This window comes from Burkholderia sp. AU30280 (assembly GCF_020420125.1).
In the GTDB taxonomy this organism is placed as follows: Bacteria; Pseudomonadota; Gammaproteobacteria; order Burkholderiales; family Burkholderiaceae; genus Burkholderia.
In genome coordinates this window covers 307,063-333,785 of sequence record NZ_JAIZRY010000001.1, presented here as the reverse complement: position 1 = coordinate 333,785, position 26,723 = coordinate 307,063, and the positions used below count along the sequence as shown (strand labels likewise).

Below are 26,723 nucleotides of genomic sequence, written 5' to 3'. Positions count from 1 at the left end.
TGAACATGAGGAATACGATCGTTCGCGGCCTGTGCGTCGCTTTGCTCAGCCTGGCGGCCGTGCCGGGTCTCGCGGACGCGCAGAGCACCGGCTATACGAACTCACCGGCCGAACTGTTCGCCGGGCCGGCGCCCGACTATCCGGTCGTCGCGCAGATTCCGCCGGGCACCGCGCTGGACGTGTTCGGCTGCCTGAGCGACTACACGTGGTGCGACGTCGCGCTGCCGGGCGTGCGCGGCTGGATCGACGCGCAATTGATCGACTATCCGTACCAGGGCGGTTATGTGCCGCTGCTCGACTATGGCGCGATCATCGGCGTGCCGATCACCGGCTTCGCGATCGCGGCGTACTGGGATCGCTACTACCGCAACCGGCCGTGGTATCACGACCGCGATCGCTGGGCGCATCGACCGGAGCCGAGGCTCGGCCCCGGCGGCGTACCGCCGCAACCGGGGCGCCCGCAACCGGGCGGGGCGGTGCAGGTTACACCGGGCGGTCCGCCGCCCGTGCATGACACGCGGCCGTCGGCTGCGCGCGGCGGCTGGAACGGCGCGATCCGCACGCCGCCGCCGGGAGCAGCCGGCAATGCGCGTCCGGCAGGGCCGCCACCGGCCGTCATGCGCCCGCCGCCCGCACCGGGCGGAGAGGTCCGCACGATGCCGGCGCCGGTGCACCCGGGTGGCGGTGGGGGTTACGGCGGCGCGCGGCCGCAAGGCGGCGGGAACGGCGGCGGAAGCCATGGGGGCGGTGGCGGCGGTAGCGGTGGCGGCGGTCCGGAAGACTTCCGTCACTGACGATGCCGGCGCTTTCGGCCGGCGCCGGACGAAAAAAAGCCGCTCCGGAGAGCGGCTTCTCGATCGGGCGAGCGGGCGGTCGCACGGCCCGCAGCCTGACCGGCGGCGCGTTGCAGGCAGCCGGTCAGGCTGCCCCTGTCAGTCGTCGAGCAGCGACAGGTCGCGCACGGCGCCCTTGTCGGCAGACATGACCAGCTTCGCATAGGCCTTCAGCGCCGCGGACACCTTGCGCGGACGCGGCTGCGCCGGCTTCCAGCCCTTCGCGTTCTGCTCTTCGCGGCGGCGCGCCAGTTCCTCGTCCGACACCAGCACGTTGATCGTGCGGTTCGGGATGTCGATGCGGATCTTGTCGCCGTCGCGCACGAGGCCGATCGCGCCGCCCGCTGCCGCTTCCGGCGAGCAATGGCCGATCGACAGACCCGACGTACCGCCCGAGAAACGGCCGTCCGTCAGCAGCGCGCATGCTTTGCCGAGGCCCTTCGACTTGATGTAGCTGGTCGGGTAGAGCATTTCCTGCATGCCGGGGCCACCCTTCGGGCCTTCGTAGCGCACGATCACCACGTCGCCGGCCTTGACCTTGTCGTTCAGGATGTTTTCGACGGCTTCATCCTGCGATTCGGTCACGTGCGCCGTGCCTTCGAACACGAGGATGCTCTCGTCGACACCGGCCGTCTTGACCACGCAGCCGTCGAGCGCGATGTTGCCCGTCAGCACGGCGAGGCCGCCTTCCTTCGAGAACGCATGCTCGTACGAGCGGATGCAGCCTTCGGCGCGATCGAGGTCGAGGCTCGGCCAGCGCGTGTTCTGGCTGAACGCGACCTGCGTCGGGATGCCGGCCGGGCCGGCCTGGTAGAACGTGCGCACCGCTTCGTCCTGCGTGCGGACGATATCCCACTGGTCGAGGGCGTCCTTCAGCGACGGCGCGTGCACGGTCGGCACGTCGGTGTGCAGCTTGCCGGCGCGGTCGAGCTCGCCGAGGATCGCCATGATGCCGCCTGCGCGGTGCACGTCCTCGATGTGGTACTTGTTCGTGTTCGGCGCGACCTTGCACAGCTGCGGCACGACGCGCGACAGGCGGTCGATGTCCTTCATCGTGAAGTCGATGCCGGCTTCCTGCGCGATCGCCAGCAGGTGCAGGATCGTGTTGGTCGAGCCACCCATCGCGATATCGAGCGTCATGGCGTTCTCGAATGCCTTGAAGCCCACCGAGCGCGGCAGCACGCGTTCGTCGTCCTGCTCGTAGTGCTGGCGGGTGAGCTCGACGATGCGACGGCCGGCGCGCTTGAACAGTTGCTCGCGATCGGCGTGCGTGGCCACCACCGTGCCGTTGCCGGGCAGCGACAGGCCAAGCGCTTCGGTCAGGCAGTTCATCGAGTTCGCGGTGAACATGCCCGAGCACGAGCCGCAGGTCGGGCAGGCCGAGCGTTCGACTTCGGCGACTTCGGCGTCGGAATACGACGGGTCGACCGCGATCACCATCGCGTCGACGAGGTCGAGCTTTTTCACTTCGATGGCCTTGGTGACCGGGTTCGCGAGGCGCGTCTTGCCCGCTTCCATCGGGCCGCCCGACACGAAGATCACCGGAATGTTGAGGCGCATCGCGGCCATCAGCATGCCCGGCGTGATCTTGTCGCAGTTCGAGATGCAGACCATCGCGTCCGCGCAGTGCGCGTTCACCATGTATTCGACCGAGTCCGCGATGATGTCGCGGCTCGGCAGCGAATACAGCATGCCGTCGTGGCCCATCGCGATGCCGTCGTCGACCGCGATCGTGTTGAATTCCTTCGCGACGCCGCCGGCAGCCTCGATCTCGCGCGCGACGAGCTGGCCGAGATCCTTCAGGTGCACGTGCCCCGGCACGAACTGGGTGAACGAGTTGACGACCGCGATGATCGGCTTCGAGAAATCGTCGTCTTTCATGCCGGTGGCGCGCCAGAGCGAGCGCGCACCTGCCATGTTGCGGCCGGCGGTGGAGGTTTTGGAACGGTAAGTGGGCATTGTCGTTGCTGAAGAAATATCGCGGGAAAAGGGTGGAGGCACGGGGAATAAAGGCCTCTCGCGCGCCCGTGCGAACAACCTCTTGAGCTGCGCCCAGGGCAAACCGCGCAATTATCCCACAGCCGCCGCGGGCGTGGCGCCCATGGGGCAGGCCACCGGCGCGGGCGGCGTGCCCGGCGCGGAACCCGCGCACGGCTGCGGGCCGCCGGCGTGACCGTCCGCAGCGGTGGCCGGCTCGTGCACGGATCGGCGGCGAACACGCGATCCGGCCCCGCGCGTCGGCGTCAGTCGAGCAGCGTCAGGATCTCGTCGTACAGCGCCTTCGGAATCCGCACGCCGTTCGCGATGCTGCGCGCGCGGGCGTCGAAGCGGCGTTGCGACGGCAGCCGCGCACCCTGCGCGACGATCGATTCGAACATCCGTTCGCCGCGCGCGAGCCCCGTGTCGAGATCGTCGCCGAGGAACACCTTCGGGTCGAATGCGATCACGAGTTCGCCATGGCACGGCGTCGCGCCGACGCCTTCGTCGAAGTCCATCGACTCGCGGCTCGTCATGTCGCCGATCAGCGCGCCGCCGAGCAGTTCAACCATCGCCGCGAGCGCCGAACCCTTGTGGCCGCCGAACGTGCGCATCGAGCCCTGCAGCGCGGCCTTCGGATCGGTGGTCGGCCGGCCGTCGGCGTCGATCGCCCATTCCGGCGGGATCGCCTTGCCTTGCTTTGCATGCAGCTCGATGTCGCCGCGCGCGATCGCGCTCGTCGCGAAATCGAACACGAACGGCACGCCGCCCGGGCGCGGCCACGCGAACGCGATCGGATTCGTGCCGAACACCGGCTCGCGGCCGCCCTCCGGCGCGACCCAGCTATGGCTCGGATTCATCGCGATGCCGACCAGCCCCTGCGCGGCGATTGCCTCGACCTCGGGCCATAGCGCGGAGAAGTGGTAGCAGCGGTTGATCGTCAGCGCGGCGATGCCATGCTGCCTCGCCATCTCGACGAGCACCGGCAGGCCTGTCTCGAAGCTCAACAGCGAGAAGCCGCGATGTGCGTCGACCGAGACGATCGACGACGACAACCGGCGCAGCGTCGGCACGGCTTGTGGGTCGACCTTGCCCTTCTTCAGCGAACGCACGCAGACCAGCAGCCGGTACACACCATGCGAATGGCATTCGTCGCGCTGGCCCTGCGTGATCACGTTGGCGATGGCCCGCGCATGGGCGTCGGACAGTCCGTTGTGCGTCAGCACGCGCAGCGCGAGCGCGTGGACTTCGTCGAGCGACAGGACGACTTCGGCGATCGGCTCAGACATGGTTCGCCTCCCGCGGCGCCGGCACGCCGTCGATGCGTTGCGGCACGTTCAGCGGATTGCCGTCGCGGATCGCATCGGGCAGCAGCGTGTCCGGCAGGTCCTGATACGACACGGGGCGCAGGAAGCGCTCGATCGCGCGCGCGCCGACCGACGTCGTGCGCGTGTCCGACGTGGCCGGGAACGGGCCGCCGTGCACCATCGCATGGCCGACCTCGACGCCCGTGCCGAAGCCGTTGACGAGCAGGCGGCCGGCCTTGCGCTCGAGGGTCGGGCGCAGCGCGGCGAACAGCGGCGCATCGCCGTCGGCGAGATGCGCGGCGATCGTCAGCTGGCCTTCGAGCGACTTCAGCACGCGCTGCAGCGTGCCGGCGTCCGGGCAACGCACGATGAGCGAAGCGGGGCCGAACACTTCGTCGCGCAATTCGGGATGCGCGATGAACGCCTCGGCCGAGGTCGCGAACAGCGCCGCGCGGGCCTGCAGCCGATTGCCTTCGGCGCCTTGCGCGAGCAGCTCGACCGCAGCGTGATCGCGAAGCGCCGCGACACCTTGTTCGTAGCTGGCGTGGATGTGCGGCGTCAGCATCGTTTGCGCGGGCGCGGCACGCACCGCAGCGGCGGCCGTTTTCTCGAACGCGCGCAGCGCGGGGCCGTCGACCGCGAGCACGAGGCCCGGGTTCGTGCAGAACTGGCCGGCGCCGAGCGTGAGCGACGCGGCGAACTGCGGCGCGATCGCATCGTGGCGCGCGTCGAGCGCGGCGGGAAACAGCAGTACGGGATTGATCGAGCTCATTTCCGCATAGACGGGAATCGGCTCGGGGCGAGCGGCCGCGATGTGCATCAGCGCGACGCCGCCGCGGCGCGAACCGGTGAAGCCGACGGCCTTGATGCGCGGATCGGCTACGAGCGCCTGGCCGATTTCGCGCGACGCGTCGAACAGCAGCGAGAACACGCCGGCCGGCATCCCGCATTCGCGCGCGGCCTGCTGGATCGCCCTGCCGACGAACTCCGACGTGCCCGGGTGCGCCGAATGCGCCTTGACGATCACCGGGCAGCCGGCCGCGAGTGCCGAGGCCGTGTCGCCGCCGGCGACCGAGAACGCGAGCGGGAAATTCGATGCGCCGAACACGGCGACGGGCCCGAGCGCGACGTTGCGCAGGCGCAGGTCGACGCGCGGCAGCGGCTTGCGTTCGGGGCGCGCCGGATCGATTCGCGCGTCGAGAAAACCGCCGTCGCGCACGAGCGATGCGAACAGCGCGAGCTGGCCGACCGTGCGGCCGCGCTCGCCTTCGATGCGGGCGCGCGGCAAGCCCGTCTCGACGACGCAGCGCTCGATCAGGTCGTCGCCGAGCGCCATGATGTGGCGGCCGATTGCGTCGAGAAACGCGGCGCGGGCGTCGAGCGACGTTTCGCGATACGTGTCGAATGCGTCGTCGGCGAGCGCGCAGGCTGTCTCCAGGTCGTGCAGGCTCGCGCCGCCGAAGGCGGGTTCGAGCGGCTCGCCGGTTGCGGCGGCGATCGCGTGGAGGGTGCCGTTCTGTCCGGCGACGGCCGATTGGCCGATCAGGAGCTGACCTGTGAGTTGCATGGTTTTCCTCGGAAAAAGCAGGGGCCGGGCATGGGGCGCCCGGCCGAAGGGATCATGGGAAAAGGAACGGGCGCGTCAGTCTTCGTCGTCGTCGAGTTGCAGCTTGTCGGCGCGCACGCCGGTATTCGCGCCCCAGTAGTAGATGACGAGCGCGACGGCCGCGACGACGACCGTGTCGTACGGATGCGCAAGCCGGCCCGTGCCGCCGAAGCCGCCGAGATACGACAGCACGATCATCGCGGCATAGAACGCGATCAGCCACGCGGACGAACGCACTTGCTCGGCGAGGCTCAGATGCGCGGTCGGCACCCAGCGGCGGCATGCGAGATAGATCGCGAACATCGCGATCTGCAGGCCGAGCAGCCAGGACACCGTGCTCCAGCCCGACCAGTAGACGATCAGCGCGGCGATCACGAACGACGCGGGGCCGGTGATGCCGAACGCGCTTGCGCGGAACGGCCGCGGCAGGTCGGGCGCGGTGCGGCGCAGCGCGGCGACCGATACCGGTGCGACCGCATAGCTCAGCACCAGCGCGGCCGACACGATGTTGATCAGCGCTTCCCACGACGGGAACGGCATCGTCCAGAAGATCGCAAGGCCAAACGTGAGCCACAGGCCCGCGCGCGGGATGCCGGACGCTTCGTCGACGCGCGTGAACACCTTGAAGAAGGTGCCGGTCTTCGCCCAGCCGTAGACGACGCGCGGCGTCGCGTTCATGTAGATGTTGCCGCAGCCGCTCGGCGAGATCATCGCGTCGGCGACGACCATCACCGCGAGCCAGCCGACGCCGAGCGCCAGCGCGATGTCGCGGTACGGCAGCGTGAATGCCTTGCTGATGTCGTGCCAGCCGCCGGCGAGCATCGCGGTGGGGATGCTGCCGATGAACGCGAGCTGCAGCAGCACGTAGATCAGGGTCGACAGCAGGATCGACAGGATCAGCGCGATCGGGATCGTGCGCTGCGGATTGCGCACCTCGCTCGCGACCGACACGATCGGCGTGAGCCCGAGGTACGCGAAGATGATGCCGCCCGCGGACACGGCCATCTCGATGCCCGGCATGCCGAACGGCGCGAAGCCGTGCACGGTCAGGTTCGCGGGCTTGAAGAACGTGAACAGCACCGCGATCACCGACAGCGGCACGATGAACTTGAAGATGCTGATGATGTTGTTCGCCTTCGCGAACGTCTTCACGCTCGAATAGTTCAGGTAAAAGAAGAAGCACAGCAGCGCGGCCTGCACGAGCCAGCCGAGCGTGGTCGGGTCGCTCGATCCGGCGACGGTCAGGCCCGGAAACCACGCGGCCGCATACTGGCGCGCGGCGACGACTTCGATCGCGATCAGGCTCGAAAAGGCGATCAGCGTGATGAAGCCCATCAGGTAGCCGAGCAGCGGGCCGTGCGAGAACACCGGGTAGCGGACCACGCCGCCCGCGCGCGGCAGCGCGGCGCCGAGTTCGCAGTAGACGATGCCGAGCAGCAGCACCGCGAAGCCGCCGAGCAGCCACGAGAAAATGCCGGCCGGGCCCGCGATCGTCGACACGTGACTCGCGGCGAACAGCCACCCCGAACCGAAAATGGCGCCGAGACCGATGAACGTGAGATCGGTCAGCGACAGCTGTTTCTTGAACTTGCCGTGACCCGCGTCGGGGTGCGCGGTAGGGGAAAGCGGGACAGACGGGTGAGCGTTGCCTTGGCCTCGCATGGGCTTGTCTCCTAGGGGGATATCGGTACAGGCTTGAGATGCGCCGCGCTCCGACGGAGCAGCGGCGCATGCCTGCCGGCCGGCGTCGCCCGGTTCGAACGACCGGGGCGGGCCGCGGGCCGTTCACGCGCGGCGCGGGGGGGCGCTGCAGCGAACGGGCCCGCAGGCCATGCCGGACCGGAGACGGCGGCGCGCGGGGGAAGCCGGCGCGCCGCCGCAGGGGGAGTCGGTCAGAGACCGACGTCGGGCAGCGCCGGGCGCGTGTCGAGCGCCTTGGCGACGATGGCCTTCACTTCCGCGAGCGTGTCGCCCTGCAGCGCGAGGCGCGGCGGACGCGTGATCGCGCTGCCGCGGCCGACCAGCTCTTCGCACAGCTTGATGCACTGCACGAGATCGGGGCGCGCGTCGAGGTGCAGCAGCGGCATGAACCAGCGGTACAGCGCGAGTGCTTCGTCGAAACGCTTTTGCTTCGCGAGGCGGAACAGCGTCTCGCCTTCCTTCGGGAACGCGTTCGACATGCCCGACACCCAGCCTTCGGCGCCGACAGCAATGCTTTCGACCACGACGTCGTCGAGGCCCGCGAACAGCACGAAGCGATCGCCGACCGCGTTGCGCAGGTCGATGAAGCGGCGCGTATCGCCCGACGAATCCTTGAAGCAGACGATGTTCTCGCAATCCTGCAGCGCAATCAGCACGTCGGGCGTCACGTCGTTCTTGTAGATCGGCGGGTTGTTGTAGACCATCACCGGCAGGTCGGTGCTGGTTGCGACCGCGCGGAAGTGCGCGGCGGTTTCGTGCGGCTTCGCCGAGTAGACGAGCGCGGGCATCACCATCACGCCGTCGACGCCGACGCGCTGCGCTTCGCGCACCGTGTTGCGCGCGAATTCGGTCGTGAATTCGGCGATGCCGGCGATCACCGGAATCTTGCCGCCGGCCGCGTCGCGCGCAGCCTCGATCACCTGCAGCTTCTCGCTCGTCGACAGCGACGTGTTTTCGCCGACCGTGCCGCAGACCACGAGGCCCGATACGCCGTCGTTCACCAGGTTCTTCACCACCCGGTGCGTGGCGTCGATGTCGAGGGAAAAGTCCGGCTTGAACTGGGTGCTGACGGCCGGGAAGACCCCGGTCCACTGAATGGCGTTTCGGCTCACTTCAATCTCCTACGTGTTTGTATCGGTCGGCCGACAGGTGTCGGTGTGGCAACCAGTATCGCCGCGCAAATGCCCATCACGCTTGAGTCGTATCGCGGAGCAAAATGACGAAATCGGCACAGCGCCCGGACGGCGCGGGAAGGGCGCTTCGCACTATGCCGATTTCGTCGTCGTCCTCATCGAAAAGCCACAAGCGGGCGGACGCGCGACGGAGGAAGCTGTGCTCCTTTCCCCACTTCGGACGGCTCATGATGAAGCGCATCCAGATCATCGATTCGCACACGGGCGGCGAACCCACTCGGCTCGTCGTGTCCGGTTTCCCCGCGCTCGGCAGCGGCACCATGGCCGAGCGCCGCGACGTGCTCGCGCGCGAGCACGACCGCTACCGCACCGCATGCATTCTCGAACCGCGCGGCAGCGACGTGCTGGTCGGCGCGCTGCTGTGCGAGCCCGTGTCGCCCGATGCGGCGGCCGGCGTGATCTTCTTCAACAATAGCGGCTATCTCGGGATGTGCGGGCACGGCACGATCGGCGTCGTGCGCACGCTGCACCATATGGGGCGCATCGCGCCCGGCGTGCACCGGATCGAAACGCCGGTCGGCACCGTCGAGGCGACGCTGCACGACGACCTGTCGGTCAGCGTGCGCAACGTGCCCGCGTATCGCCATGCGAAGGGTGTCGCGCTCGACGTGCCGGGTTACGGCCCCGTAAAAGGCGACATCGCGTGGGGCGGCAACTGGTTCTTCCTGATCAGCGACCACGGGCAGCGCGTCGCCGGCAACAACGTCGCGGCGCTCACCGCGTATGCGTCGGCCGTGCGCGAAGGGCTCGAACGCGCGGGCATCACCGGCGCGAACGGCGGCGAGATCGACCATATCGAGCTGTTCGCCGACGATCCCGAGCACGACAGCCGCAGCTTCGTGCTGTGCCCGGGCCTCGCGTACGACCGTTCGCCGTGCGGCACCGGCACGAGCGCGAAGCTCGCGTGCCTCGCGGCCGACGGCAAGCTCGCGCCGGGTGCCGTCTGGCGGCAGGCGAGCGTGATCGGCAGCGTGTTCCAGGCGAGCTACGAGCAGGCCGACGGCGGCATCGTGCCGACGATCCGCGGCAGCGCGCACCTGAGCGCGGAAGCGACGCTGCTGATCGAGGAAGACGATCCATTCGGCTGGGGTATCGCGCCGTGAGCGACACGAAGGCGGATGTCGTCGTGATCGGCGCCGGCATCGTCGGCGCGGCGTGCGCGCACGAACTCGCGCAGCGCGGGCTGCGCGTGCTCGTCGTCGACGACGCGAGCGGCGGCGCGACCGGCGCGGGGATGGGCCACCTCGTCGCGATGGACGACAACGCGGCCGAACTCGCGCTCAGCCATTACTCGATCGAACTGTGGCGCGCGCTGAGCGGCGAGATGCCCGACAGTTGCGCGTACCGCAACTGCGGCACGCTGTGGCTCGCCGCCGATGCGCACGAAATGGATCTGGCGCGTGCGAAGCAGGCGACGCTGGCCGCGCACGGCGTGGCGGGCGAGCTGATCGATGCGGCGACGCTCGCGCAACTCGAGCCGATGCTGCGTGCCGGCCTGGGCGGTGCGCTGAAGATTCCCGGCGATGCGATCCTCTATGCGCCCGTCGCCGCGAACTGGCTGCTGCAACGCGCGCCGCGCATCACGTTGCGGCGCGACCGCGCCGTCGCGGTCGATGGCCCGAGCGTGACGCTCGCGAGCGGCGACACGCTGCGCGCGGAGCGGGTGGTCGTCGCGAACGGCGTTGCCGCGCGCACGCTGCTGCCCGAACTGCCGCTGCGCCCGAAAAAGGGCCATCTGCTGATTACTGACCGCTACCCGGGCCAGGTGTCGCACCAGCTCGTCGAGCTGGGCTATGCGGCAAGCGCGCATGCGAGCGACGGCACGTCGGTCGCGTTCAACGTGCAGCCGCGGCCGACCGGCCAGTTGCTGATCGGTTCGTCGCGCCAGTTCGACACCGAGGACGCGCGTGTCGAGCCGCCGGTGCTCGCGCGCATGCTGCGCCGCGCAGTGGGCTATCTGCCCGGCCTGGCCGACCTGAACGGCATCCGCGCGTGGACGGGGTTCCGTTCCGCGAGCCCCGACGGGCTGCCGCTGCTCGGCGAGCATCCGGCGCGGCCGGGCGTGTGGCTCGCGGTCGGGCATGAAGGGCTCGGCGTGACGACCGCGCCGGGTAGCGCGCGGCTCGTCGCTGCGCGGATGGCCGGCGAACGGCCGCCCATCGATATCGAACCGTATTTGCCGGGACGCTTCCTGACCGCGTCCCGCGTAGCCGGAGCGCTGACATGATCATTCATCTGGACGGCCGCGCGCTGACGGTGGCCGACGGTGCGACCGTCGCGGCCGCTGTCGCGGCGAGCGGCGACGACACGACGCGCGTGTCGTGCACGGGCGCGGCGCGTGCGCCGTTTTGCGGGATGGGCGTTTGCCAGGAGTGCAGGATGACGATCGACGGCCGGCGCCGGCTGGCCTGCCAGACGCTGTGCCGTGACGGGATGCAGGTGGAGCGCGCGCGATGAAACAGGAACGACTGAGTGTCGACGTCGCGATCGTCGGCGCGGGCCCGGCCGGGCTGTCGGCCGCACGGGCCGCCGCGCGAAGCGGTGCGACGGTTGCGATCGTCGACGACAACCCGCGGGCGGGCGGGCAGATCTGGCGGCAAGGTGCGGCGGCGACGCCGACGCCGGCCGCCGCCGAGCGGTTCGCCGTGTTGCGGCAGCCGAACGTCACGCATCTCGCGGCGACGCGCATCGTCGCCGAAACGCAGCCGGGCACGCTGCTGCTCGAAGACGACGAACGCGGGCTGCTGCTCGATTTCCGGACGCTGATTCTCTGTTGCGGCGCGCGCGAACTGCTGCTGCCGTTTCCTGGCTGGACGCTGCCGGGTGTGACCGGCGCGGGCGGCTTGCAGGCGTTGATCAAGTACGGCCTCGACGTGCGTGCGCAGCGCACGGTGATCGCGGGCAGCGGGCCGCTGCTGCTGGCGAGCGCCGCGACGGCCCGTCAGGCCGGCGCACGCGTGTCGCATGTGCTCGAACAGGCCGCATGGGGCGACGTGGCCGGTTTCGGCGCGGGGCTGTGGCGCTGGCCGTCGAAGCTCGCGCAGGCCGCGAAGCTCGTCACCGCCGCCTATCGGCCCGATGCGCATGTCGTCGAAGCGTTCGGCGACAAGCGGCTCGAGCGCGTGCGGATTCGTCAGGGCGATCGCGAGTTCGACGTCGACTGCGACCGGCTCGCATGCGGCTTCGGCCTCGTGCCGAATACCGTGCTGCCGAGCCATCTCGGCTGCCGGATCGACAACGGCGCGGTGGCGATCGATGCGCACCAGCACACGAGCCGCGACGGGGTCTTCGCGGCGGGCGAGTGTACGGGCGTCGGCGGCAGCGAACTGGCGATGGTCGAAGGCGAAATCGCCGGTTTGGCGGCGACCGGGCAGGCCGCGCCGTTGGCCGCGCTCGTCGCGCGGCGCGCGCATTGGCAGGCGTTTGCCGATGCCGTACGCGAGCGCTTCGCGATCCGTGAGCCAATCCGCCGGCTTGCGCGGGCCGACACGCTGCTGTGTCGTTGCGAAGATGTGCGTTTCGATGCAGTCGCGCAAGCGCCGAGCTGGACGGCCGCGAAACTGCAGTCACGCTGCGGGATGGGCGCGTGCCAGGGCCGGGTGTGCGGCGCGGCCGCGCAGGCGCTGTTCGGCTGGACACCGCCCGTGCCGCGCACGCCGCTCGTGCCCGCGCGGGTCGGCACGCTGATGCTGGATGGCATGGCGTCCTGTGACGGCGCGTGATGTGATGTGATGGGTCGTCGCGGCAACGCAGCACCGCAGCACCGCAGCACCGCAGCACCGCAGCACCGCAGCACCGCAGCACCGCAGCAACGCAGCAACGCAGCAACGCAGCAACGCAGCAACGCAGCAACGCGGCAACGCAGCAACGCAGCACCGAGGCCCGGTTGACGCCGGGCCGCGCCACATTCAATCCGCCTGCACGTTCCCCCATCCGCCGACCTGCGGAGCCGCACAAGCGCGCAGGCACTCGATCGTCGCGGCCACGGCCGCGCGATTCGCGCTGTCGGGGTGCCAGTACATCGACACCGCGCCCTGGCCCTCGAGCTGCATCGGCAGGATCCGGATCGCGTTCAATTGCGCGAAGCGGTGCGCGGCACGGTGCGACGCGACACCGAGCAGGTCGGTGTTGTTCAGCAGCGTGAGGTTGAGGATCGACGAATTCGATTCGACGCAGTGCGGTGGCCGCACGCGCCCGGCGGCCGTCAGCGCGGCCTCCAGCGCGTTGTGCACGGGCGTGCCCGACGGCCACACGATCCACGAATAGGCGAGCACGTCGTCCCAGCCGACCGACGCCGCACCGGTGAGCGCGTGGCCCGGCCGCGCGACGAACACGACCGGATCGACATACAGCGCTTCGGCATGCAGCAGCGGATCGACGGAGGTCGACCCGGAGCGGCCCACGACGATATCCAGTTCGCTGCGCGCGAGCTGCGGCATCAGCAGGTTCATCGTGCTTTCGGTCATCCGAACTTGCGCGCGCGGCATCCGTTTCAGCAGTTGCGACACCGCGAGCGGCACCGTGTCGGCCGCCGCCACGCCCGACGTGCCGATCGTCACGAGGCCGCTGCCGCCTTCCCGCAATGCGGCCATGTCGTCGCGCGCGATGTCGAGTTGCGCTTCGACGCGCCGCGCATGCTCGATCAGCGCTTCGCCGTAGGGCGTCGGCCGCAGGCCGCGTGCATGCCGCTCGAACAGCGGCAGCCCGACATCCTCTTCCAGTTCCTTCAGCCATTTCGACAGCGCGGGCTGCGTGGTCGCGAGCGCGACCGCCGACTGGCTCAGATTGCCGGTGCCGGCAAGGCTCAACAGTACCTGCAGGTGCCGCAGTCGCAGCCGGTGGGTCCAGTCCATCGCATGCCTCGTCGCGAGTAGGTATATCCAGAAATATATGGATCAGATGATTTGACCATTTTACCGGGTATGTCTGGGTCGAATATAAATCGGCTGACGGACTGCAGCACGGTCCCCGACCCGACAGACACAGCGCCGACGCCGATCGGCCGACGCCAAGGAGACAACATGACGACCCGCCATCCGGACGTGCCGCGCGCCACCTACTACGCACGGATCGCCGAGCAACGCCTGGCGCCGCTGTGGGAATCGCTGCACAACCTCGTGCCGACATCCCCGCGGCCCGCCGCGCAGGCCGCAATCTGGAAGTACGCGCAGGTGCGTGACCTCGTGATGCAGGCCGGCAGCGTGATCAGCGCGGAGGAAGCCGTGCGCCGCGTGCTCGTGCTGGAGAACCCGGGGCTGCCCGGCAAGTCGAGCATGACGCCGACCCTGTACGCGGGCTTGCAGCTGATCCTGCCGGGCGAGATCGCGCCGAGCCACCGGCATACGCAGTCGGCGCTGCGCTTCATCGTCGAAGGGCGTGGCGCGTGGACGGCCGTGAACGGCGAGCGCACGACGATGCATCCGGGCGACTTCATCATCACGCCGTCGTGGGCATGGCATGACCACGGCAACCCGTCGGAGGAAGAGGGCGGCGAGCCGGTCGTGTGGCTCGACGGGCTCGACATCCCGCTCGTCGCGAACCTCGACGCGGGCTTCGCGGAGAACTACCCGGAAGCCGTGCAGCCCGTGAGCCGCCCGGAAGGCGACAGCTTCGCGCGCTTCGGTCACAACATGGTGCCGGTGCGGCATCGCGTGAGCGATCCGACGTCGCCGGTGTTCAGCTACCCGTATGCACGCACCCGCGACGCGCTCGACGCGCTGTACCGGAATGGCGAACTCGACGCATGGGATGGCGTGAAGCTGCGCTATGTGAACCCCGCGACGGGCGGCTGGCCGATGCCGACGATCGCCACCTTCATGCAGTTCCTGCCCGCCGGTTTCGACGGTCGCACGTACCGCAGCACCGACGCGACGATCTACTGCGTCGTCGAAGGCAGCGGCACCGCGCACATCGGCGGCAACGCATTCGCATTCGAGCCGCACGACATCTTCGTCGCGCCGTCGTGGGCGCCCGTGCGGCTGTCGGCATCGTCCGACAGCGTGCTGTTCAGCTATTCCGACCGGCCCGTGCTGTCTGCATTGAACCTGCTGCGCGAAGCGCGCGACTGACGCCGGCCGTTTTCAACGATTCGTTTCCCGTTTCCCGTGCGCCGTCGCGGCGGCGCCCCGTTCATTCGTATTTACGCTGGAGCCACTCATGACTTTCGTTTTCCCGCCCGAAGCGCCCGTGGCGCTCCCCGTCGCCGGCAGCGACGCGCAGTTCGCGGTACGCCGCGTCTATTGCGTCGGTCGCAACTACGCGGCCCATGCACGCGAAATGGGCTTCGATCCCGATCGCGAGCCGCCGTTTTTCTTCTGCAAGCCGGCCGATTCGATCGTGCCGGTCGCGTACGGCGAAACGCTCGATCTCGCGTATCCGTCGCAGACGCAGAACTATCACTACGAAGCCGAACTCGTCGCGGTGATCGGCAAGGGCGGTTCGGACATTCCGCTCGAGCGCGCGCTCGAGCACGTGTGGGGCTACGCGGTCGGCCTCGACATGACGCGCCGCGACCTGCAGATGAAGATGCGCGAGATGGGCCGGCCGTGGGAGATCGGCAAGGCGTTCGACCGCTCGGCACCGATCGGGCCCGTGCATCCGGCAAGCGACGTCGGTCATTTCGAGCAGGGCGGCCTGTGGTTGACCGTCAATGGCGCGACGAAGCAGCAGAGCGACGTGTCGCACCTGATCTGGTCGGTTGCGGAAACGGTGGCCGACCTGTCGAAGTTCTTCCGCCTCGAACCGGGCGACGTGATCTTCACGGGCACGCCCGAAGGCGTCGGCGCGGTCGTCGCGGGCGACGTGATGAGGGTCGGCGTCGAACGGCTCGGCGAGCTGACCGTGCGCGTGGTCTGACGCATCTTCCTCGAAAGGCGACATCGTGCAACTGCATAGCTTCTTCAATAGTTCGACATCCTACCGGGTGCGCATCGCGCTCGCGCTGAAAGGGCTGCCGTACGACACGCTGCCGGTGAACATCCGTACCGGCGAGCATCGCGAGGCGGCCTACGTCGCGAACGTGAACCCGTCGGCAGCCGTGCCGGCGCTGGTCGATGGGGATTTCCGTCTCGGGCAGTCGCTCGCGATCCTCGATTACCTCGACCAGATCCATCCGGAGCCTCGGCTGATTCCGCTCGAACCGCACCGTCGTGCGCGCGTGCTGGAACTGGCGACGCTGATCGCATGCGACATCCATCCGGTCAACAACCTGCGCGTGCTGCGCTATCTCGACAGCGAGCTGAAGGTCACGCCGCAGCAGAAGACCGCGTGGTACCGGCACTGGATCGCGGAAGGGATGGCCGGCGTCGAGCGGCTGCTCGCGCGCGCGGACGCGGGGCCGTGGTGCTTCGGCGACACGCCGACCCTCGCCGACCTATGCCTCGTGCCGCAGGTCGCGAATGCGTTGCGGATGGATTGTGACCTGAGTGCGTATCCGCGCAGCCTCGCGGTGTTTGAACACGCGCGGCGCGAGCCGGCGTTCGACGCGGCACAGCCGCAGCGACAACCGGATTACGTCGCATAACACGAAGCAGGAGACAGGCATGGGCGAGACAAAAGACAAGGGCCGGCGCGTGCTGGTGATCGGCGGCGGTATCGGCGGGCTCGCGGCGGCGCTTGCGCTCGCGCGCCAGGGCATTCGCGTGAAGCTGCTCGAACAGGCAGGCCAGATCGGCGAGATCGGCGCGGGGATCCAGCTCGCGGCGAATGCATTCAACGCACTCGACGCGCTGGGTGCCGGCGAGGCTGCGCGCCGCCGGGCGGTGTTTACCGACCGGCTGCAACTGATGGATGCGGTCGACGCGCGCGAGGTGGCGCGCATCGATACGGGCGCCGCGTACCGCGAGCGCTTCGGCAATCCGTATGCGGTGATTCATCGCGCTGACATTCACCTGTCGATCTACGAGGCGGTCAAGGATCATCCGCTGATCGAATTCCGGACGAGCACGCAGGTGTGCGGCTTCGAGCAGGACGGCAACGGCGTGACCGTGACCGACCAGCACGGCGAACGTTTTCGCGCGGATGCGGTGATCGGCTGCGACGGCGTGAAATCTGCGATCCGTCATGCGCTGATCGGCGACGCCCATCGCGTGACCGGCCACGTCGTGTATCGCGCGGTGGTGGACGTCGACAACATGCCGCAGGATCTGCGGATCAATGCGCCGGTCGTGTGGGCCGGCCCGCATTGCCATCTCGTCCACTATCCGCTGCGCGGCGGGCGGCAGTACAACCTCGTCGTCACGTTCCACAGCCGCGAACAGGAAACCTGGGGCGTGCGCGAGGGCAGCAAGGAGGAAGTGCTGTCGTACTTCGACGGCATTCATCCACTGCCGAGGCAGATGCTCGACCGGCCGACGTCGTGGAAGCGCTGGGCGACTGCCGATCGCGATCCGGTCGAACGCTGGAGCGAGGGCCGTGCGACGGTACTCGGCGACGCCGCGCATCCGATGACGCAATACCTCGCGCAGGGCGCGTGCCAGGCGCTCGAGGATGCCGTGACGCTCGGCGCGGCCGTGGCACGGACCGACGGCGATTTCGAAGCGGCGTTTTCTCTGTACGAGCGCGTGCGGATTCCGCGCACCGCGCGCGTGCTGTATTCGGCGCGCGAGATGGGGCGGATCTATCACGCAAAGGGCGTCGAGCGGCAGGTGCGCAACGGGCTTTGGGCCGGACGCACGCAGGCGCAGTTCTACGACGCGCTCGACTGGCTCCACGGCTGGCGCGCGGAGGATTGCCTGAAACCCGTCGCGTAACGCGCGTTTTCAGCCCGATTCCTGCGGCGCGCATTTCAACGACATGACGCGCGACCGCCTTCCTGGAGGAGACCCCATCATGGCCGATACGCTGTCCATCGACGTCAGCGAATGGATCGACCGGCATCGCGTTGCGCCGTTTCAGGCCGCGATCGTCGTCCTGTGCTTTCTGATCGTCGCGATCGACGGTTTCGATACCGCATCGATCGGTTTCATTGCCCCCGTCATCCGCGCGGAATGGGGCCTGTCGCCCGCGCAGCTCGCCCCTGTGTTCGGCGCGGGGCTCGCCGGGTTGATGGCCGGTGCGCTCGTGTTCGGGCCGTTCGGCGACCGGTTCGGCCGCAAGCGCCTGCTGCTCGCCTGCGTAGCGTGCTTCGGCATCGCGAGCGCCGCGTCGGCGAGCGCCGGCGGCCTGACGGAGCTGATCGCGTGGCGCTTCGTGACCGGGCTCGGGCTCGGCGGCGCGATGCCCAATGCGATCACGCTGACGTCCGAATACTGCCCGGCGCGGCGCCGTTCGCTGCTGGTGACGACGATGTTCTGCGGCTTTACGATCGGCTCCGCGCTCGGCGGGCTCGCGGCGGCGTCGCTGATCGAGCATTGCGGCTGGCGCTCGGTGCTCGTCGTCGGTGGCGCCGCGCCGCTGCTTCTTCTGCCGGTGCTCGCGTGGCGTTTGCCGGAATCGGTGCGCTATCTCGTCAACACCGGCGCGGCTCGCGAGCGGATCGCGGTGATGCTCGGTCGTATCGCACCTGATCCGCATCTTCCAAGCGCGTCGTTCATCGCGCCAGCCGGCAAGCCGGCCGGGTCGCCGCTCGGCCGCCTGTTCAGTGCCGACCTGCTGCGCGGCACGCTGCTGCTGTGGCTCACGTTCTTCATGAGCCTGCTCGTCATCTACCTGTTGTCGAGCTGGCTGCCGACGCTGCTGCGCACGACCGGCGCGACGCTGCAGACGGCCGCGCGCGTGACCGCGATGTTCCAGGTCGGCGGCACGCTCGGCGCGATCGTCCTCGGCGGGTTGATGGACCGTTTCGACCCGCATCGCGTACTGGCCTGCAGCTATGCCGCGGCCGGCGTGTTCGTTGCCGCGATCGGCGTGTTTGCCGCATCGCCGTGGGGTGCCGCGCTCGCCGTGTTCGCGGCCGGTTTCTGCGTGTCGGGTTCGCAGGTCGGCGCAAACGCGCTATCGGCCGCGTTCTATCCGACCGAGTGCCGCACCACCGGCGTGAGCTGGGCGAACGGGATCGGCCGTGGCGGCTCGGTGGTCGGATCGATGGCGGGCGGCGCGATGCTGGCGATGGGCGTGCCGTTGTCGACCGCGTTTGCCGTCGTCGCGGCGCCGTGCGTGATCGCGGGGATGGCGGTGCTGGCGCTCGGCGTGGTCCGTGCCGATGCGGCGCGCCTCCCTGCCGCGAAAGCGATTGCGGGCGAGCAGGCCTGAGCGAAGGAGGGGGCAAGGCAGCCTGTCGGCGAGCGGCGCAGGAGCGTGCGGTGACGCCGTGGCTGCCGCGTGCCGAACAGGCTGCGGCGGTTGAACCGGTCAAGGTTGGTCGATCTGCATGAGTGCGGTCGAACCGGATCGCTCCGGATCTCCGCCGGAGGATGCGGTGCCAGCCAGACGCCCCTGGGTGACGCGGCAAGCCGCCATTTCAGGAATGCTCGCGCACATGATGGCCACCGCGTATCCGTCCGGACAGCCGGCGCAGGATCGCGCGCCATGCAACGAGCAAGCGTCTCGGGCGTGCCGGCTCCACGACCGTCGCACTGGCCGCTCCCGCGCCGTCGGCCGACAGCGCCACGTGGCCGGCCGTCTCGAGCGTCAGGCATTCGCCCTCGTCGAGCAGGCGGCGAATGTGCAGTGGCTCGTCGGGCAGCCAGTCGAGCCTGCCGTGACGCAGCGTGACCGCAAGCGCGCCGTCCAGCGCGATCACCTGGCTGCCCTTGTCGAACCACGCAAAGTGGCTTTGCCCGGCGTCGAGCCGGATGTGATGCGTTTGCATGGCGATTCCCTTTCCCGGATGCGCGGCCTCACGACGGCGAGGCGACAGCGTGCGATCAGGTTAGGGAATCGGCCACCGGCGCGACAGATTCAGGGGCCGGGAATCTGTTGCGGTGCAGACGACGATTTCGTGACGCTGTATCGGTGGGTTTCCCCGGAATCTGTATCTGGCGTGCGATCGGCCGCGCGGGCACGATCGCCTGCATGACGCCTTTCACCGATTCATCCCGCCCGCCCTTGCCGATGGACGGCGAACCGCTTTACGAACGGCTCGCCGAGCATTACCGCCGCATCATCGCGGCCGGCACGCTGTCGCCCGGCGACCGGATGCCGTCGGTGCGCGCATTCATGGCACAGCACGGCGTGAGTCTATCGACCGCGATCCAGGCGTTCCGACGGCTCGAGGATACCGGCTGGTGCGAGGCGAAGCCGCGCTCCGGCTACTTCGTGCGGCGCCGCGCGGCGGTCGCGCTCGAAACGCTGCCGGAAAGCGAGGGGCCACCGCTGAGCGTCGAGCCGCCGTTCGCGGGCCTGCACGAACGCGTATCGCGCGTGATCGACCGCGCGAACGCGGCGCCCGATGCGCTGAATCTCGGCGGCGCGTCCGCGCTGGCCACGCTGTATCCGGCCGAGCGCCTGCAGGCGCTCGCGATCCGGCTGTTGCGGCGCAAGCCCACCTTGCTGACCGATGCGGGGCCCGTTGGCGGTTCGCCCGAATTCCGGCAGACGATGGCCAGGCGCGCGCTGTCGTACGGCGTGACGGTGACGCCGGACGACGTGATGTCGACGAGCGGCGGCGTCGATGCCGTGAATCTCGCATTGCGCGCGGTGGCACGCCCCGGCGACACGATCGCGATCGAATCGCCGGCCTTCTTCGGCTTGATCCAGTTGCTCGAAAGCCTCGGCTTGCGTGCGCTCGAAATCCCGGCCAGCCCGACGACCGGCCTGTCGATCGAGGCGCTCGAAGTGGCGCTGACCGCGTATCCGGACATTCGGGCCGTGGTCGTCGTGCCGAACCTGCAGAACCCGCTCGGCTGCGTGATGCCCGACGAGCGCAAGGCCGCGCTGGTCTCGCTATGTTCGCGCCATGGCGTGGCCGTGATCGAGGACGAACCTTATCGCGAGCTCGTCGAGGCGCCGCAGCCGGTCAAGCCGGTGAAGGCATGGGATCGCGACGGCACGGTGATCTACTGCCCGTCGTTCAACAAGGTGCTGGCCCCCGGAATGCGGCTTGGCTGGATAAGCGCGGGGCGCTGGCACGCACGCGTGAAGATGCTGAAGTTCGCGCACAGCCGGCACAACGCCGCGTTGCTGCAGGCCGTTGCGGCCGAATTCGTCGGCTCGGGCGCGTTCGATCGCCATCTGCACCGGTTCCGCGAACAGTTGCGCGTGCAGCGCGACGTGACGATCGATGCGATTGCGCGGCATTTCCCGGCTGGAACCCGGATGAACCAGCCGCCGGGCGGAATGCTGCTGTGGATCGCGCTGCCGGAGGGCGTGCGCTCCGAAGCGCTGTTCGACGCCGCGCTGGCGCACGGGGTCAGAATCGCGCCCGGCTCGATCTTCTCGAATTCCGACCGCTTCGACGGCTATATCCGGCTCGCTTGCACGCGCGTGTTCGATGCGGCGCACGAAGCGGCATTCGAAACGCTCGGCCGCCTCGTACGGGAAGCCACGGCAGCCATGTAAGCGGGGTATCGGCCGGCCGGGCTTGCGAATAGGCAAGCCCCGCGGCTTTTCGCGCGACCGACGCCGCCAGCCGCCGCCATTTCATCGGCTGGCCGAATGCATGGCGAGGTGCTGGCGGATCAGCGACAGGTAACGATCGCCGACCGAGAAATCACGCGCGGCGCGGGGCCGTTCGGCCTGGCGCAGCGTGGCCGGTGCGCTCATGCCCAGATACCGGCATACGGCGGATGGGAAGGGCTTGCGCGTATGCCCGAGCTGGCGAGCCGCGCGCTCGACGCGGGCATCACCGACCTGGGCACGGAGCCACGCCAGCACTTGGCGATCGGCTTCGTTGACGATACGAACCAGATGTTCCATCGCGCACCTCACTGTTCATAAATACAGTACTGTAAATATAACCAGTGTTTGCGACGGCCGCAAGCAGGTGCGCGTGCGGCTGGCCGTTCGGCCAGGGTCAGCGAGCCGGCACGGCGGTTCGCGCGATCCGGCCAGCAGCGGCAGCGGGCGCCACCGGGGGAGCGACCTTCGTATAGCGCGCGTCCGTCAGCGTGCCGAGGAACGCGACGATATCGTCGATTTCCGCATCGGTCAGCGCGGGCGGCGTGCCGGGCCGGCGGTTCATCGGCGTCGAGTTGACGTTGATGTTGCCGCGATAGGCAGCCGGCACGTCGTCGAACGTTCTGGCCCCGTGATACCAGAAGCCCGGGTCGGTCGAGCGCGTGTTGTAGAACGCGACCGCGTCGCGCAGCGTCGTGAACACGCCGTTGTGCATGAACGTCTGCTTGACCGCGACGTTGCGCAGCCCCGGCGTGCGCAGGTAGCCGCACCATTGTGTCGGCTCGGGCCAGCGCAGCCGCCGTGCGGTGTCGCACAACCCGTTGTCGAAATGGCGCGGATCGCGGTTCGCCGGCAGCGCGCGGTTGCGCGGCACCGCGATCGCGTCGTAGCCGAAATCGGTGAAGAGCGAACGCTCCGGGCGGCTCGACGTCTCCGACAGCGTATGGCAGCTCATGCAGTTGCCCTTGTCCGGATTCCGGAACAGCGCGAGCCCGCGCATCTCGGCCGGTGCGAGCGGCTTGCGAGTGCGCAGGAACGTGTCGAAGCGCGACGTGAACGGCGCCATCTCGTCGCTCTGCAGATAGGCCTCGACGGCTAGGCCCAGCGCACGCACCAGTTGCTCGGGATCGCGCCGCACCGTCGCGCCGAAGCGTGCGGCGAGATCGGGCGCGAGTTCGGTCGCGTCGACCTTGCGCAGCAGCGCGGCCGGCGACCGGTTGTTCATCTCGTCCGGATCGAACAGCGGCCCGCGAATCTGCTCGGCGAGCGTATCAGCACGGCCGTCGCTGAACAGGCCGCCGAACGGCGACGGCGCGGGTGCGTCGTCGTCCTGGTAGAAGTGGCGGCGCGGTACGTAGCGCACATAGAGCAGCGACGGCGCATTGCGCCGGCTGAAGTGCCCGGGCCGGCTGCCTTCCGGCACGCCGGGCCCCGCGAGCGAGGCGGCCGACAGCGTCGGCGCGAACGCGCGGCCGGGGTCGTGGCAGCCCGCGCACGACATGCCGCGTGGCTCGGACAATCTCGGATCGAAGAAGATCCGGCGGCCGAGCGCGACGAGCGTCGGGTCGGGCGCGAAGCGCGCGGTGGCTGCGTCGATCTTGCCCGTTACCTGCGGCGTGCCGTTGCCGATGGTATCGACGACTCGCGAAGGCGGAGCACCGGGAAGCAGGACCGTTTCGGCCGGCGCGGCGTGAGCCGCGAGCGCCACGCCGGCGAGCGCGGCAGCGGCGAGGGTGCGCAGTATCTGCCGGCCGCATGCATGGCGGCCGTCACATCGAACTCCTTCACTCACGGCGCAATGAACCCCGTCTTGTCGCAGGCGAGCGTCGTGCCCGACTGGTTGCACGATGCGAGCAGCTTGCCGGCCGCCGAATATGCGTGGAACACCCAGCCGGTCGCCGGGGCGGCGCGGCGCTCCATGATCAGGAAGCCGAAGCTGTTGTTGTGCGACAGCCGCTCGATCACGGCGCCCGGTGCGGGCGTCAGGCCGGCCGGGAACGGGTCGGGCAGCGCGACGTCGAGATTGTCGCCGCCGTTGCCTGACACGATCGTCGCCGGATGCCCGGACGAGAAGTTGATCGCCTGGAAATCGTGCACGTGGCCGTGCAGCGCGACGTGCACGCCGGGCGGGTAGTACGCCTGCGCGTTGAGGCTCGACATCACCGACTGCAGCGCGAGATTGCCCGGCGCGGGGGTGCTGCCGGCGATCGGCGCGAACGCGAGGATCGGATGGTGGTTCGTGAAGATCGTCGTCGTCATGCCGGCCTTCGACGCGAGCGCGGCGACCGTCTGGAACTGCTTCTGGTAGATGCCGAATTGCGCGTCGGTCGTCTTGAGCGGCGTGCGGCCGACCTTCGCGGTGTCGAACACGATCACCTGCGAGCCGCCGCCGAGCGACACCGCATAGGGTTCCGAATAGTTCGCGTTGTTGTCGTTGGCCGGATCGTCGCACGAGCGCGCGGCCGAATACGGGCGCGGATCGAGGAAGCGGAACCAGCCCTGGCCCGCCCGCGCGCATTCCTCGTGGTTGCCACGCACGACGACCCACGGCGCCTTCGCGAGCAGCGGGGCGGCCGGGCGGAACAGGTCGGCCTGCCACGTATCCCAGCCATAACCCCACGGGCTGTCCTTGCAGCCGGCGATGTCCGGCGGGCACGCGTTCTCGCGATAGTGGTAGTCGCCGATGTGCATCACGAGGTCGGGCGACAGTTTCGCGACGCTGGCCGCGATCGTGTCGAGCGGCCAGACGGTCGCGTCGTTGCACGCCTGCCAGGCGTTGTCGGCCTTCTTCATGCGGCAGCCGGTGTCGGCGATGATCGCGATGCGTTGCGGCTGCGCCTTCGGCAGCGGCAGCGTGCGGCCCGCGACGCTCGCCGCCTGCGCGCCGGCCGGCAGCGTCATCTCGCAGACGGACACCGGGAAGCTCGACGGCTTCGAATCGGACGGATCGCTGGCGGTCGGCCGCTGGGCGAGGGTCGCGGCGCCTGCGCGCAGCGTCATGCGCGACAGTTTGCCGTCGACGGTCAGTTGCGGGCACAGCGGATCGCTGGCCGAAGGGGGCGTGTAGTTCGTGATGACGCGCGCGATCGCCTGGTTCGCGTCGCCGATCTCGACCCATGCGGCCTGGACGTTGACCGACGCACTCGCCGGATCGGCCGGCGAATCGATGTGGTTCGAGCACGCGGACAGCGCGGCGACGAGCGCGAGCGGCGCGACGCACGCGAACCGCGCGAGGGAAAGGAGTCGTTGCATGGGGAGCCACCGTGGAAAAACCGACACCCTACGCAATGAAGATGTAATGAATATGAAGGCAAATCATCGGCGCCGGACGCCTGCATCGGGCGTCCGGCGCCGCCGCATCAGATGTTGGTGCTGGCCGGAATCCGGCTCGGCAACAGGTACGGATACGGCGTCGGCCGCGTCTGGTTACGCGTGTTGATGGTGGCTTCCGCCTGCTGCAGCGCCTGCTGGAAGCGCGACAGCGGGCCGCCGCTTTGCGTGATGCGCGGATCGGTGAGCAGCGGTGCGTACGGGAACGCATTGCTCTTGTACTGGCCCAGCTGCCGGTAATACACGCCGCCCAGTAGTTCGTAGATGGCCACCCGCTCGACGGCCGAGACCATCGGCGGCAGCATCCGGTTCCAGTTGTCCTGCGACTGGCCGCCGGCGCTGGTCGGCGCGGGGGCCGACAGCAGCGCCGACAGTGCCGGCGCGTAGGTGCAGAGGTCCGGCTGCGAGAAGTTGACGGCCGCGTGCTGCGCGCTGGCGTTGAAGATCACGAGCGTCAGCACACTCGCGAGCTGCGCCCTCGACGTGATCGGCACGAAGCCCTTCACATGCCCGTTGCCGGCGACGTCGTCGACCCACGCGGTCAGTTCGTAGTCGTTCGTCACGTCGCTGTCCGACGCGTAGTAGACGTTCACGTAATCGGTCGTCCACGCGTGGATCGCGTTCCAGATCAGCAGGCCGTCGTCGCGATACGGATAGTCGGGCAGCGTGACCGGGTTGTCGACCTTCCGGTTCGCGAGATCGGTCGGCAGCATGTGCGCGTAGAAATCGAATGCCAGCCGGTCGCTCGCGATGTCCTGCGCAATGGTCGGCATCGGCGCCGCGAACAATGTGTTGATGAAGCCGAGCGGCACGTTCGGCATCAGGATCAGCGCGGCGCCTTCGTTGATGAAGAGCGTGCCTTCGAAGTGCGGGGCGAGCAGCAGATACAGCGGGTGCGTCTGCGCCAGGTTGCGCCAGGTCGCCATCGCGAACGCCTCGCTCACGAAGTGCGTGCGCGACAGGTGGACGAACATCTCGTGATAGTTCTCTTCCGCACACTGCACGACCGTCTTCGCCTGCTGCCACGCCCAGTAGGCCGAGGTATCGGACGGGGCGGCGGGCAGGAAGATCGGGTTCGTCGCCGGATCCTGGCCGCACTGGATCGCGACCGGAACCAGCGACGTGCCGCCCTTCGGGATCGCGAACAGCGCGATCGGCGCGTACGAATAGCCGGTGCCCGTCAGCAGCTTCGATACCGGGCCGGCGGTCGCGATCGTGCCGAGATCCACGTAGTCGAGGAGGAACAGGCGGTTTTCGATGCCGGCGGTCGCGAGGTCGTCGGCCGCGCCCATCACCTGCCGGTACTGCGTGTCCGTCAGCGGGAACTTCGTCGGCAGGCTCGCGACGCCCTGGATCAGCACGGGGTTCTGGCCCGCGACCCGCAGGCGCGCGAACACGTCGTCGCGATGAAACGTGTTGGCGATGTCGGGCAGCGGAATGGTCGCGAACAGCGCCTTGTAGTTCGACTCGTTGCGCGTGGCGTCCTGTCCGGCGAATACCGTGTTCAGCTGCGGAATGATCGACTGGATCAGCGCGTTGATCGTTTGCAGCACGCCGAGCAGCGTCGTCTGGAGCGACGGGATCGTCACAGCGGCCGACCCGAGGTTCGGGTTTGCCGTCAACGCGTCGTAGCTCGATTGCGCGGCCGCGACGCTGGCGGCGATCGCGTTCAGCTGGTTCTGCCAGAGGGACGCGGCGGTGACCGGCAGCGCGGCGATGAAGTTGGTGAGGATCTTGACGAGCGTGCTTGCCGCCAGCAATAGCCATTCGACGGTCGGCAGGTCGTTGGCCGTCACCGTCGCGGCCATCGGAATGCCCGGGGCATTCAGGAAATTGCCGGTCCAGACGTAGTTCAGTTTCTGGGCCTGCGTATACCCAGCGCGAGCCAACTGGCCGGCGTAGGTATCGTGCTGGGGCAGCACCGGCGAGGTTGAAGGGGCCACCGTCGCGGCCACCGCGGCGACCGGGGCCGTGACTGTGCCGACCACGGAGTTGATCCAGTTGCCGAGCCCGGTCAGGCCGGCTTTGGCGGCGAAAGGAACGGTGGCAGCCCCTGCCGCAACGGCGGAGGCTTTCAGTAAGTCGCGTCGTTTCATGAGTAATCAGTCCTCGTTTGAATCGGTTTATTTACGAATGTTTCGACCCGGCCTACTTTATTTTTTAGGATGACTTATGTTTATTATTGATGGTGATTGGCTTAAATACGATGGCTTTATGTTCGATTTGGAAATTACCTGAACCGGTTAAAAAAATTGTCACATGGTGAAAAGGTTTTTGTCTT

At 68.6% G+C, this 26,723-nt stretch carries 22 protein-coding genes; 11 read left to right on the top strand and 11 right to left on the bottom strand.

Annotated features, from left to right (window positions below):
- Positions 1–5: 5 nt before the first annotated feature.
- Entirely contained in the window at positions 6–794 is a 789-nt protein-coding gene (locus LGN17_RS01445) for an SH3 domain-containing protein (RefSeq protein WP_226195268.1), read from the top strand.
- Between the two features lie 138 nt (positions 795–932).
- On the opposite strand, the gene ilvD is transcribed toward LGN17_RS01445, so the two are convergent.
- The 5 genes from ilvD to LGN17_RS01420 all read right to left on the bottom strand — a co-directional run bounded on the left by ilvD (position 933) and on the right by LGN17_RS01420 (position 8,536).
- Entirely contained in the window at positions 933–2,792 is a 1,860-nt protein-coding gene (gene ilvD / locus LGN17_RS01440; RefSeq protein ID WP_226194856.1) for a dihydroxy-acid dehydratase, read from the bottom strand.
- Between the two features lie 284 nt (positions 2,793–3,076).
- Positions 3,077–4,099 carry an Ldh family oxidoreductase gene (locus LGN17_RS01435; protein WP_226194855.1) on the bottom strand — a complete coding sequence of 341 codons (1,023 nt, stop codon included), beginning with the start codon at positions 4,097–4,099 and terminating at the stop codon, positions 3,077–3,079.
- Positions 4,092–5,684, bottom strand: coding sequence for an aldehyde dehydrogenase (NADP(+)) (locus tag LGN17_RS01430; protein ID WP_226194854.1), 1,593 nt, complete (start codon positions 5,682–5,684; stop codon positions 4,092–4,094). The genes LGN17_RS01435 and LGN17_RS01430 overlap by 8 nt, the downstream gene beginning before the upstream one ends.
- A 75-nt stretch (positions 5,685–5,759) precedes the next feature.
- Positions 5,760–7,385, bottom strand: coding sequence for an APC family permease (locus tag LGN17_RS01425; protein ID WP_226194853.1), 1,626 nt, complete (start codon positions 7,383–7,385; stop codon positions 5,760–5,762).
- A gap of 230 nt (positions 7,386–7,615) precedes the next feature.
- The gene (locus LGN17_RS01420) at positions 7,616–8,536 is read right to left on the bottom strand and encodes a dihydrodipicolinate synthase family protein (RefSeq protein WP_105798217.1); all 921 of its coding nucleotides are present in this window, start codon (positions 8,534–8,536) and stop codon (positions 7,616–7,618) included.
- 251 nt (positions 8,537–8,787) lie between these two features.
- Here LGN17_RS01420 and LGN17_RS01415 point away from each other — a divergent pair, with 251 nt between their 5' ends.
- The 4 genes from LGN17_RS01415 to LGN17_RS01400 are packed head-to-tail and all read left to right on the top strand — an operon-like array spanning position 8,788 to position 12,339.
- Positions 8,788–9,720, top strand: a complete 933-nt coding sequence (locus LGN17_RS01415; RefSeq protein WP_226195267.1) for a 4-hydroxyproline epimerase — start codon at positions 8,788–8,790, stop codon at positions 9,718–9,720.
- Positions 9,717–10,844: an NAD(P)/FAD-dependent oxidoreductase gene (locus LGN17_RS01410; RefSeq protein ID WP_226194852.1), complete on the top strand. Its 1,128-nt coding sequence runs from the start codon at positions 9,717–9,719 to the stop codon at positions 10,842–10,844. Before LGN17_RS01415 ends, LGN17_RS01410 begins: the two co-directional genes overlap by 4 nt.
- Complete coding sequence (locus LGN17_RS01405) at positions 10,841–11,074, top strand: 2Fe-2S iron-sulfur cluster-binding protein (RefSeq protein ID WP_226194851.1); 234 nt, start codon at positions 10,841–10,843, stop codon at positions 11,072–11,074. The genes LGN17_RS01410 and LGN17_RS01405 overlap by 4 nt, the downstream gene beginning before the upstream one ends.
- Positions 11,071–12,339: an FAD/NAD(P)-binding oxidoreductase gene (locus LGN17_RS01400; RefSeq protein WP_226194850.1), complete on the top strand. Its 1,269-nt coding sequence runs from the start codon at positions 11,071–11,073 to the stop codon at positions 12,337–12,339. Before LGN17_RS01405 ends, LGN17_RS01400 begins: the two co-directional genes overlap by 4 nt.
- A 186-nt stretch (positions 12,340–12,525) precedes the next feature.
- Here the strand turns inward: LGN17_RS01400 and LGN17_RS01395 are convergent, their stop codons facing one another.
- Positions 12,526–13,470, bottom strand: a complete 945-nt coding sequence (locus LGN17_RS01395; RefSeq protein WP_226194849.1) for a LysR substrate-binding domain-containing protein — start codon at positions 13,468–13,470, stop codon at positions 12,526–12,528.
- Positions 13,471–13,638: 168 nt separating this feature from the next.
- Between LGN17_RS01395 and gtdA the strand changes: the two genes are divergently transcribed.
- From gtdA to LGN17_RS01370, 5 genes are all read left to right on the top strand, one after another.
- A complete protein-coding gene (gene gtdA, locus LGN17_RS01390; RefSeq protein WP_226194848.1) occupies positions 13,639–14,685 on the top strand; it encodes a gentisate 1,2-dioxygenase in 1,047 nt (348 codons plus the stop codon).
- A gap of 88 nt (positions 14,686–14,773) precedes the next feature.
- Complete coding sequence (locus LGN17_RS01385) at positions 14,774–15,472, top strand: fumarylacetoacetate hydrolase family protein (RefSeq protein ID WP_175950540.1); 699 nt, start codon at positions 14,774–14,776, stop codon at positions 15,470–15,472.
- Between the two features lie 25 nt (positions 15,473–15,497).
- Complete coding sequence (gene maiA / locus LGN17_RS01380; protein WP_226194847.1) at positions 15,498–16,139, top strand: maleylacetoacetate isomerase; 642 nt, start codon at positions 15,498–15,500, stop codon at positions 16,137–16,139.
- A 19-nt stretch (positions 16,140–16,158) separates the two neighbouring features.
- Positions 16,159–17,367: a 3-hydroxybenzoate 6-monooxygenase gene (locus LGN17_RS01375; protein ID WP_175950538.1), complete on the top strand. Its 1,209-nt coding sequence runs from the start codon at positions 16,159–16,161 to the stop codon at positions 17,365–17,367.
- Positions 17,368–17,446: 79 nt separating this feature from the next.
- Positions 17,447–18,808, top strand: a complete 1,362-nt coding sequence (locus LGN17_RS01370; protein WP_226194846.1) for an MFS transporter — start codon at positions 17,447–17,449, stop codon at positions 18,806–18,808.
- A 208-nt stretch (positions 18,809–19,016) separates the two neighbouring features.
- Here LGN17_RS01370 and LGN17_RS01365 read toward each other — a convergent pair whose 3' ends face one another.
- Positions 19,017–19,367 carry a hypothetical protein gene (locus tag LGN17_RS01365; RefSeq protein ID WP_226194845.1) on the bottom strand — a complete coding sequence of 117 codons (351 nt, stop codon included), beginning with the start codon at positions 19,365–19,367 and terminating at the stop codon, positions 19,017–19,019.
- Between the two features lie 203 nt (positions 19,368–19,570).
- Between LGN17_RS01365 and LGN17_RS01360 the strand changes: the two genes are divergently transcribed.
- Entirely contained in the window at positions 19,571–21,055 is a 1,485-nt protein-coding gene (locus tag LGN17_RS01360; protein ID WP_226194844.1) for a PLP-dependent aminotransferase family protein, read from the top strand.
- Positions 21,056–21,136: 81 nt separating this feature from the next.
- On the opposite strand, the gene LGN17_RS01355 is transcribed toward LGN17_RS01360, so the two are convergent.
- The 4 genes from LGN17_RS01355 to LGN17_RS01340 all read right to left on the bottom strand — a co-directional run bounded on the left by LGN17_RS01355 (position 21,137) and on the right by LGN17_RS01340 (position 26,538).
- A complete protein-coding gene (locus tag LGN17_RS01355; RefSeq protein ID WP_175968266.1) occupies positions 21,137–21,412 on the bottom strand; it encodes a hypothetical protein in 276 nt (91 codons plus the stop codon).
- Positions 21,413–21,509: 97 nt separating this feature from the next.
- Complete coding sequence (locus LGN17_RS01350) at positions 21,510–22,904, bottom strand: cytochrome-c peroxidase (RefSeq protein WP_226194843.1); 1,395 nt, start codon at positions 22,902–22,904, stop codon at positions 21,510–21,512.
- Positions 22,901–24,364, bottom strand: coding sequence for a metallophosphoesterase family protein (locus tag LGN17_RS01345; protein WP_226194842.1), 1,464 nt, complete (start codon positions 24,362–24,364; stop codon positions 22,901–22,903). Before LGN17_RS01345 ends, LGN17_RS01350 begins: the two co-directional genes overlap by 4 nt.
- Positions 24,365–24,471: 107 nt before the next feature.
- Entirely contained in the window at positions 24,472–26,538 is a 2,067-nt protein-coding gene (locus tag LGN17_RS01340; protein ID WP_226194841.1) for a lipoxygenase family protein, read from the bottom strand.
- Positions 26,539–26,723: the final 185 nt, after the last annotated feature.

Coding starts and splice junctions, on each gene's coding strand:
- LGN17_RS01445 (WP_226195268.1), top strand. CDS start 6: ATGAGGAATACGATCGTTCGCGGCCTGTGCGTCGCTTTGCTCAGCCTG.
- ilvD (WP_226194856.1), bottom strand. CDS start 2,792: ATGCCCACTTACCGTTCCAAAACCTCCACCGCCGGCCGCAACATGGCA.
- LGN17_RS01435 (WP_226194855.1), bottom strand. CDS start 4,099: ATGTCTGAGCCGATCGCCGAAGTCGTCCTGTCGCTCGACGAAGTCCAC.
- LGN17_RS01430 (WP_226194854.1), bottom strand. CDS start 5,684: ATGCAACTCACAGGTCAGCTCCTGATCGGCCAATCGGCCGTCGCCGGA.
- LGN17_RS01425 (WP_226194853.1), bottom strand. CDS start 7,385: ATGCGAGGCCAAGGCAACGCTCACCCGTCTGTCCCGCTTTCCCCTACC.
- LGN17_RS01415 (WP_226195267.1), top strand. CDS start 8,788: ATGAAGCGCATCCAGATCATCGATTCGCACACGGGCGGCGAACCCACT.
- LGN17_RS01405 (WP_226194851.1), top strand. CDS start 10,841: ATGATCATTCATCTGGACGGCCGCGCGCTGACGGTGGCCGACGGTGCG.
- LGN17_RS01400 (WP_226194850.1), top strand. CDS start 11,071: ATGAAACAGGAACGACTGAGTGTCGACGTCGCGATCGTCGGCGCGGGC.
- LGN17_RS01395 (WP_226194849.1), bottom strand. CDS start 13,470: ATGGACTGGACCCACCGGCTGCGACTGCGGCACCTGCAGGTACTGTTG.
- gtdA (WP_226194848.1), top strand. CDS start 13,639: ATGACGACCCGCCATCCGGACGTGCCGCGCGCCACCTACTACGCACGG.
- LGN17_RS01385 (WP_175950540.1), top strand. CDS start 14,774: ATGACTTTCGTTTTCCCGCCCGAAGCGCCCGTGGCGCTCCCCGTCGCC.
- LGN17_RS01375 (WP_175950538.1), top strand. CDS start 16,159: ATGGGCGAGACAAAAGACAAGGGCCGGCGCGTGCTGGTGATCGGCGGC.
- LGN17_RS01370 (WP_226194846.1), top strand. CDS start 17,447: ATGGCCGATACGCTGTCCATCGACGTCAGCGAATGGATCGACCGGCAT.
- LGN17_RS01365 (WP_226194845.1), bottom strand. CDS start 19,367: ATGCAAACGCATCACATCCGGCTCGACGCCGGGCAAAGCCACTTTGCG.
- LGN17_RS01360 (WP_226194844.1), top strand. CDS start 19,571: ATGACGCCTTTCACCGATTCATCCCGCCCGCCCTTGCCGATGGACGGC.
- LGN17_RS01355 (WP_175968266.1), bottom strand. CDS start 21,412: ATGGAACATCTGGTTCGTATCGTCAACGAAGCCGATCGCCAAGTGCTG.
- LGN17_RS01345 (WP_226194842.1), bottom strand. CDS start 24,364: ATGCAACGACTCCTTTCCCTCGCGCGGTTCGCGTGCGTCGCGCCGCTC.
- LGN17_RS01340 (WP_226194841.1), bottom strand. CDS start 26,538: ATGAAACGACGCGACTTACTGAAAGCCTCCGCCGTTGCGGCAGGGGCT.